The sequence below is a fragment of the Mycobacterium timonense genome (assembly GCF_025821985.1).
In the GTDB taxonomy this organism is placed as follows: Bacteria; Actinomycetota; Actinomycetes; order Mycobacteriales; family Mycobacteriaceae; genus Mycobacterium; species Mycobacterium avium.
In genome coordinates this window covers 1-7,928 of the sequence record NZ_JACKSY010000035.1, presented here as the reverse complement: position 1 = coordinate 7,928, position 7,928 = coordinate 1, and the positions used below count along the sequence as shown (strand labels likewise).

At 63.6% G+C, this 7,928-nt stretch carries 8 protein-coding genes and 1 pseudogene; 7 read left to right on the top strand and 2 right to left on the bottom strand.

Going from position 1 to position 7,928, the window contains the following annotated elements; genetic code table 11:
• The 7 genes from H7I87_RS09990 to H7I87_RS09960 form a co-directional block, all read left to right on the top strand.
• Nucleotides 1-684, top strand: a 684-nt coding sequence (locus H7I87_RS09990) for an N-6 DNA methylase (protein ID WP_372512388.1), incomplete at its 5' end; no start/stop codon positions are given.
• Nucleotides 681-1,661: a restriction endonuclease subunit S gene (locus H7I87_RS09985; protein ID WP_042791486.1), complete on the top strand. Its 981-nt coding sequence runs from the start codon at nucleotides 681-683 to the stop codon at nucleotides 1,659-1,661. The genes H7I87_RS09990 and H7I87_RS09985, both read left to right, overlap by 4 nt.
• Before the next feature lie 240 nt (nucleotides 1,662-1,901).
• Nucleotides 1,902-3,962 (top strand): DEAD/DEAH box helicase, encoded by a 2,061-nt coding sequence (locus tag H7I87_RS09980; RefSeq protein WP_062895032.1) that lies wholly within the window; start codon nucleotides 1,902-1,904, stop codon nucleotides 3,960-3,962.
• A 400-nt stretch (nucleotides 3,963-4,362) separates the two neighbouring features.
• A complete protein-coding gene (locus H7I87_RS09975) occupies nucleotides 4,363-4,767 on the top strand; it encodes a type VII secretion target (RefSeq protein ID WP_033722300.1) in 405 nt (134 codons plus the stop codon).
• A gap of 8 nt (nucleotides 4,768-4,775) precedes the next feature.
• Nucleotides 4,776-6,182: a hypothetical protein gene (locus H7I87_RS09970; protein ID WP_011723601.1), complete on the top strand. Its 1,407-nt coding sequence runs from the start codon at nucleotides 4,776-4,778 to the stop codon at nucleotides 6,180-6,182.
• A 14-nt stretch (nucleotides 6,183-6,196) separates the two neighbouring features.
• A complete protein-coding gene (locus H7I87_RS09965) occupies nucleotides 6,197-6,715 on the top strand; it encodes a hypothetical protein (protein ID WP_011723602.1) in 519 nt (172 codons plus the stop codon).
• A gap of 44 nt (nucleotides 6,716-6,759) precedes the next feature.
• A complete protein-coding gene (locus H7I87_RS09960) occupies nucleotides 6,760-7,068 on the top strand; it encodes a hypothetical protein (protein ID WP_011723603.1) in 309 nt (102 codons plus the stop codon).
• A gap of 137 nt (nucleotides 7,069-7,205) precedes the next feature.
• Here the strand turns inward: H7I87_RS09960 and H7I87_RS09955 are convergent, their stop codons facing one another.
• Complete coding sequence (locus tag H7I87_RS09955; RefSeq protein ID WP_033722301.1) at nucleotides 7,206-7,607, bottom strand: hypothetical protein; 402 nt, start codon at nucleotides 7,605-7,607, stop codon at nucleotides 7,206-7,208.
• Nucleotides 7,604-7,928 (bottom strand): annotated as a pseudogene (locus H7I87_RS09950) (tyrosine-type recombinase/integrase); the annotation flags it as partial. The pseudogene H7I87_RS09950 and the gene H7I87_RS09955, both read right to left, overlap by 4 nt.

The window sequence follows — 7,928 nt, the reverse complement described above, 5'->3', positions numbered from 1 at the left end:
ACGGCTACCTCAACGACGTACCTCCAGCAGAGTTCGAGGCCGCGTTCTACGCTACGAAACGGACCGACCACCCACTGGTCGAAATCCAATAGCACGAGCCTCCATCAAAACCAGGGCGATTCAGAAGACCTTCACGAATTACGTTTCGTGGAGCACATGCTCGACAGTCTGACCAAGGGCGGCACGGGCATAGCCATCGTTCCCATCTCGTGCGCGACCGCCCCAAGCGACCACAAGAGGAACCTGCTCAAGAAGCACACGCTCGAAGCGGTCATGTCCATGCCTCCCGAGGTGTTCTACCCGGTCGGGGTTATCACCTGCATCATGGTCTTCACTGCTGGCATCCCACATGCGACGTCGAACAAGAAATCGTGGTTCGGCTACTGGCGCGACGATGGCTTCATCAAGACCAAACACCTTGGACGCATTGACAAACACCATACTTGGCCAGGCATCCGTGACCACTGGGTCGAGATGTTCCGCAACCGTGAGGTTCACGCAGGCGAATCCGTGGCACAGAAGGTCACCGCCGACGACGAATGGGTCGCCGAAGCCTACATGGAGACCGACTACTCGAAGCTCAGCAAGGAAGACTTCGAACGAGTACTGCTCGACTACGCGATGTTCGGCATGAGCACCTCCATGGAAACCGACGAAGAGTCCGGCAGCGAGGACGAAGAATGACCACCGTCAGCGACCTGTTCCGTGTCTCGTACGGGAACAAACTCGACATGAACAAGATGGTGAAGGCCGACAAATCCGAAGGGATCGCATTCGTCGGGAGAATGGGTGGCCTGAACGGAAAGTCGGGCGTCGCAGGGTACGTCAAGCCTGTACCAGGTCTCAACCCGTACCGTGAGAACCTCTTGACGGTGGCCCTCGGTGGTGCGCGCCTGCTCTCCACCTACGTGCAGCAGCGCCCGTTCTACACCGCTCAGAACGTCGCCGTGCTTAGACCCATCGATCCCGAGATGCCCTTGCTACACAGGCTTTACTACGCCATGTGCATCAGAGCGAACGCCTTCCGCTACACGGCCTTCGGGCGCGAGGCGAACCGAACACTAGCCGCCATCGAGATTCCCACCGAAGTACCCGACTGGGTGGACAGCGGCGAGATCCCGACGATCGAAGGGATGGCGCGGCCAGAGCGCAGCGAGGTGGAACTTGGGGACACGACCAAGTGGCGAGAGTTCACCTTCGAAGACCTCTTCACCGTCAAGAAGGGCAAGCGGGTCACCAAGGCCAATCGTGTACCAGGAGCCACTAGGTTCATCGGGGCTTCGGAGAAGAACAACGGCATCACCGACATGTGCGACCTCGAACCCACCTTCGAGGCTCATTGCCTCACCGTTCCATACAACGGCAACTCCGTAGGTGTCGCCTTCTATCAGGACCGACCGTTCTGCGCGAGCGACGACGTTAACGTACTCATCCCGAAGGCAGAGATCTCGTACTGGGCGCTGCTGTTCGTCGCGGCGGTGATCCGCTTCGAGCGCTACCGATTCACCTACGGCTACAAGTGGAACCTGACGCGGATGAAGAAGACCCAGATTCGACTTCCGGCTAAAAAGGACGGCACGCCCGACTGGGCGTACATGGAGTCCGTGATGCGCGGGCTTCCTTTCTCCGGGGCGATTGCATCCTTCGACGACGTCGCGTAGCGGCCGGGATTCCGGCTATCTGCCGCCCCGGCTTGGCGGGGTCGTTGTGGCCGACGGTCGCGAACGCGGTCGCATAGCCCACCTGGAGGTCCCGGCGGCGCGCCCCCGGGCCCGAATCCGCGTCATCTTCGCGATGCAGGGACAACAAGCCGCTGAGAGCCCGGTACACGCCTCGCCGACACGCGACGTTCAGCGGTGGCCAGGGTTGTATAAGGTTAGTCACCTTGTATAGTCCCAACTATGGCTGATGAAGAGTATTTGCGGGTGGCGGAGGCCGCTGCCTATCTCGGCGTATCACCGCAAACACTCCGGCGATGGGATCGCGACGGCACGCTGAAGGCCCTGCGCCGGCCCGGAAGCGAGTACCGCTACTACCAGCGGGCTGACTTGGAACCGTTTCGGCTGCAATACCGCCGGGCCGAAGAAGCCGCTGCGGCCGGCGCTGACAGCATCGTGTTCATCACCGCGAATGCGGACGTCGAGGCCAACGACGCGTTACGGGAACCGCAACGTGAGGCTCATCGTGCAGTGCGTGAACACTTCGCCGCCGGCACCAGCCCCGCGATCGTGCAGATTCCGGTGGGCTGCGGCAAAACCGGCATCATGGCCACCTTGCCCTTCGGGGTCGCGCGTGGGCGCGTGCTGGTCATCACACCGAACTTGACGATCCGCAAGGGTGTGGCCGACGCCGTGGACATCACCAGCCCGCAGTGCTTCTGGGCGAAATGCCGGGTACTTTCAGATTTCACAGCCGGCCCCTGGATGGCGGTGCTCGACGGACCTAATGCCAATATCCACGACGCGATCGAAAGCCACTTCGTGGTCTGCAACATCCAGCAGTTGGCCAGCCAGGCCGACCGCTGGCTGCCTCAGTTTCCTGAGGATTTCTTCGACATGATCCTCGTTGACGAAGGACACCATGCTGCGGCCGAAAGCTGGCAGAAAGTCTTTCGCCGATTCCCCAACGCCAAGATCGTCAGCCTGACTGCCACGCCGTTCCGCTCGGATCAGCAGCAACTACACGGCGAGGTCGTCTATCGGTACCCCTTCACCCGGGCGATGATCAACGGCTACATCAAACAGATCCACTCACGTAACGTCGCCCCGTCGGAGATCTACTTCACCTACCGCGACGACACCCGTCGACACACCCTTGAGGAAGTCCTCCAACTTCGTGAAGAGGCCTGGTTTCGTCGGGGGGTGGCGCTGAGCCCTGAGTGCAATCGGCACATCGTCGAGGCCAGCATTCAGCAGTGCGAACGGATGCGGGCACAGACAGGCATCCCGCACCAGGTCATTGCCGCAGCATGCTCAGTCGACCATGCGCGGCAGATCGCCAGCATTTACCGCGAGTGCGGTTACCGCGCCGCCGAAATCCACTCCGACATGGACCCCGACGACCAAGACGCCGTCATTGAACGACTCCGGCAGGGTCAACTGGATTGCATCGTCCAAGTCCAGATGCTCGGCGAGGGCTTCGACCATCCGCGCTTGAGCGTCGCAGCGATCTTCCGCCCATTCCGCAGCTTGGCCCCCTACATCCAGTTCGTCGGTCGGGTCATGCGCGTCTTGCAGGACTCAGCACCCGACCACCCGGACAACCAAGGCCACATCATTTCCCACGTCGGCCTCAATAACGACGCCCGCTGGACCGAGTTCCGTGAACTCGATCTCGATGACCAAGAGCTCGTCCACTCCTGGGTCATCGGTCAGACCGACCAGGACGCTGACCCGGCTACCAGCGGCGGGTCCCGGACCCGTCGATTCGATGGAGGCATGCTTGTCGACAACGAGATCCTGACCGACTTCGTCGAGCACACCTACCTCGACCCCGCTGACGATCGGGTGCTCGATCAGCTACTCGACCGCGAAGTCGCTCCCGGCGTCAAACTCGGTGCCCTCGTCGACCGTGAACAGCTACGAGAACGTCTCCTCGCTCAGCAAGCCGCCTCCGCAGCCCCCACCCCTCAGCCGATACCCGTTTCACCGCAGCGGCAACGCCAATCGGCCAAAACCCGCGTCAACCAGCGCACGAAGGCGGTAGCTAGCCGCGTCCTCACAGAACTAGGCCTGGCGCACCGCGGCTATCGACTTATGGCGATCACCGGCGGCCAGCGTCAGCACAACTCAACCATTGTCATCCGACGCATGAATACGGCGATCAACGAGGCGGTAGGGATGCCCAACGGCACCCGCGGCGAATGGTCACGCCAACAGCTCCAAACCATCTTCGACCGCATCGACGAAATCGGCGACAACGTCCGTGACACTTTGGCAAGCCAACTCAGCCAACACAATTGAGCCCGAACAAGACCGCGGACGACAGGAGTTCAGATGCCGACCAAGTCGATACTGCGCCACGTCCATGTTGAGACTCCCCGGACCAACCACCCGCGCAAGTGCGCCGCCCACAGGTCCGGGAAATCGGCACACCTCATCCTCAGCGGGGACACCCACCTCGTCGTCGTTGAAGGCGACACAACCTTCAGGTACTGCCGGGAGACGGCCGCTGAGGTCCTTGACCGAGCCCAATCCCAACTCGACGATTTGCGGCAACAGCTTGGGATCTGACCACAATCCTGGCTGTTCGCGCGGCTACCCCGGCTACCCGCGGGCTGGATAGCAATGCCGTAGGCGGCTGTGGCTGTGGGCGACCAGAACAATGTTCACAAGATTCTGCGATGCCCACTACGCTTCCCCCATGACCTCCCCCGTCCTGAGGGTCACGCCGGCCAGCTTGCGCGAGTTCGCGCAGCGCTGCGAGGCACTGTCCGGTCAGGTTGCACCGGCTCTGCCCGCGGAGACCATCTCGGCGTGGCAGTCCACCGGGGCAGCCGCGAGCACGGTCAATGCCGGTATGCGCACCGTCGGCACCGCTTGCAAATCCCGGATGACGGCGAACGGCAGCAAGCTCATCAAGGCGGCGAGCGCGTACCAGAACCAGGACGACCACAGCGCGCAGCGGCTCACCGCGGTTGGCTCGCACCTGCCCGCCGGCTCGGGCACCGACGGCGGAGCCGGTGGACTGCCGTCGGGCATACCCCCGCTGGTCCCGCGCAGCTCGGGTGGCGACGGCGGATCAGCCGGACTCGGGATAGGCAGGTAAGCGCCCCCATGCCTGGTCTACCCACCTTGTCGGAGGTCCGCGCCGCGAACTGGGATCACCTGCGCACCAATGCCGCCGCTTGGAGAAGTCTCGGACGCACCTGGGAATCCGCATTCACCGAGGTACACAACGCCTCCCTGCGCCCGGGTGGAACCGACTGGACCGGGGCCGGTGCCGAAGCCTTCCAAGACCGCGCCTACCTCGACCTGGTGAAAATCCGTCATCCCGCCGATATCACCGACACCGTCGCGGGGATCGCCGAACGCGGCGCCGACGCCCAGGACGGCAACAAGAGGTCGATCCTCGACACCGTCGACGAAGTCGAGGGCGACAATTTCCAGGTCGGGGAGGACTGGTCGGTCACCGACCGGATTACCTGGTACAGCTCCGCCGCGGAACTCGAGCAACGCGAACAGGCAGCCCAGGAGCACCGGAGCTTCCTCATGTCCAAGGTCTACAAGCTCGTCGGCGACGAAGCCGACATCTCCCGCAACCTCACCACCGCCTCGGCCGATTTGCACGGGTTCAGCTTCGGCGACGAGGGCGCCGACGGTGGGGCCGGCGACGGGCAACCGCACGTCGTGCTGGTGGATGACGTACACCGCGATCCCACCATCAAGGGTCCGGCGGCCACGCCCCAACACGAACAGAACGGGTACGACCTCCAAGACCAATTCCAGGATGGCCAAGGTCCGGTCTTCGGCGGTGACCCGCGAGATGGCGTGCCACGCAGCCCAGCTTCCGAGCTGGCCCAAGGCCCACCGGGCACCCGGCCGCTGCCGACCGGCACGGCGCTCGGCCCCGACGGCCACCGGTATGCGTTCTTCAGTCACCCAGACGGAACCGAGGTCCCAGGGGTCAACCAGTTCGTGACCAACGGAGCGGTGTGGGATTACACGGACCCCGCCCATCCCGTCAAAGTCGGTGACCTGCCCGGAATTTACCAAGCCAGCGGCGTTTACGACGCCGCGACCAATCAGATGGTGATCGTCGGCAACACCAGCAACCGAAACGGTGATCTCACGCGGGGCATGTGGGTATCGGGACCGATCGACCCGGCCCAGCCCAACAGCTGGATCAGTTCCTTGCAGCACGTCGGCGATGTCAGCCTTCCCGGTGATCGCGAAAGCCAACTCGTCGCGTTAAGCGGCGGCGGATACATGCTCGTCGGAGCGACCAACGGCGGACCTGTGCAGGCCATCAGCGCCGCTACTCCGCAAGGGTTGATGGGCGCTGCCCCCCAAACGCTGCTAAGCCAAGGCCAGCTTCCGACGGTGTACGGACCAACCGTCATGGGAACGTCGCTCGACCCGGCGACCGGGGTTGAGCAGATTCAACTGCGAGTGAGTACGTGGCCGCCCGGGCCTACCTACGACCCCAACACATGGACAACGACGTTCGACGTCCAACACTAGGAAGGCGGCCAGAAGTGCTGAGCAAGACCTTCAACGCCACCGCTGCGGTCATCGGCACCGCGGTGATCAGCGCCTGCACCGCCCACGCCGAACCACCGAAATTCCCCGATCTCGACGCGTTCCAGCCGGTCGATCCCGCACCGTATACCGCTTCCGGCCGTGCCGGGGGCGGTGCGTATTTTGTTACCCCTGACGGAATCCAGTGCAGCGTTCCGCATCCCGACCATCCGGGCGAGCACGTCAGCGTTAGTTGTGCTGGGCCGCTGCCGGGCCTGCCTGATGACGCTCCGCGGGGAAAGGACGGCTGCTCAGCGGTGGGATCGCCGACATCGCTGCCCACCGATCTGGGTCCGTACAGCTTCCAGGAAGGCACCGGGTGCCCGATTCTCACCACGCCGCCGCTCAACGTCGGCCAAAAGATCACCACGGCTGGTATCACCTGCGCAGTCGGAGGTGATCGGCTGACCGCCTGCATCGATCCGGTTCTCAACCGCGGCTTCGTCCTTGAGCCGTCTGGTTCGTGGACCTTCTAGGCTCCGCCAGCCGAAATCCGCGGGCGCCAGCCAGCCGCGTGAGTATGCTCGACGCCGTGAGCTGCAATGTCGGATGGAGATTGGCGGCGGGCCTCGCCGCCGTCGCGCTGGTCCTTGCGCCGGCCGCGGCTGCCGATCCTGAGTGCTCCTCCTGCGTCCAGGGCAAGGAAGCCATCGATGACCAGGTTCTGCGCCGCCACGTGCAGTTGACGGCAAACGACGATCTGCACCAGTACTGCGAATCACTACTGCGCAATGTGCTCAAGAGCGGGCGAGTCGCCCGGGTGGATTCACCGCCGGACTTCGTCGCGAGTTGCGAAGACGAGGGCCGCGTTCTCATTGCGGGGCAATAGGGTCGCCCCGGCCTCAGATCACCTAGTTCTACGCGGCAATCGCATCCTTCGCGGCTTCATGCTGTCATCGACGGACTTGATAGCTGCCCGCAAGTGTGAGGTAATTCCCGGCCTGCGCGCCAGGCTGGGCACAGGCCTCAGCTGCCGGCGTGGAGTTTGTCGATCTCTCCATGCAGCACGGCGATGGTCTGATCGCGTTCACGCAGGGCGGCTTTCAGCTCCGCGATCTGGGCGTCTTTGGCGGTCAGCCGCAAGCGCAACGCCGCAACGATGCTGGATTCTGGGCCGGCCGCTGCCGGCGCGGGCTCGTCAGGGACCACCGTCACGGTTCGGTGGGTTTCAATCAGGGCAAGTAGCGTGGGCCGGTGGTAGATGCTCTTGCGGGTCACGTCGGCGCGGCGGGCCACGCTGCTGATACTGATTGGCGCCTTTTCGCGGCGTAGGTCTTTGAGGGCCTTGAGGACTCGTGAGTTCACCGAATCCCGTCTCATTTGGGTATGGCGTGCCAGAGCGTCGAGCGAGGCCTGCGAGACGGTCATGCGTCAGCGCGGGGGTCGGCTTTGCGCAGTGCCGAATCGTGGGCGCCGCGGGTGGCGATGACGTGCAACGGAAGCCGTCGGAAGGTGCCGGCGCCGGAGATGGCGGATTCGGGGGTGCCGGCATCGGCTGCCAGCCGCTCCAAGATGGCCTGCAGGGAGTTCAGCTCGCGCAGCCGCTCACGGATCCAGACGTTGTCGTCGGTGAGCTCGCGGCCGGTGCGTTGCCGATATTGCTGGCGGCGTAGTTCGATCAGCGCGGCGGTTTTGGTGTGTTGATCGCGCAGTTCGGCGGCGTGGGTGATATCGGTGGCGAAATGCCCG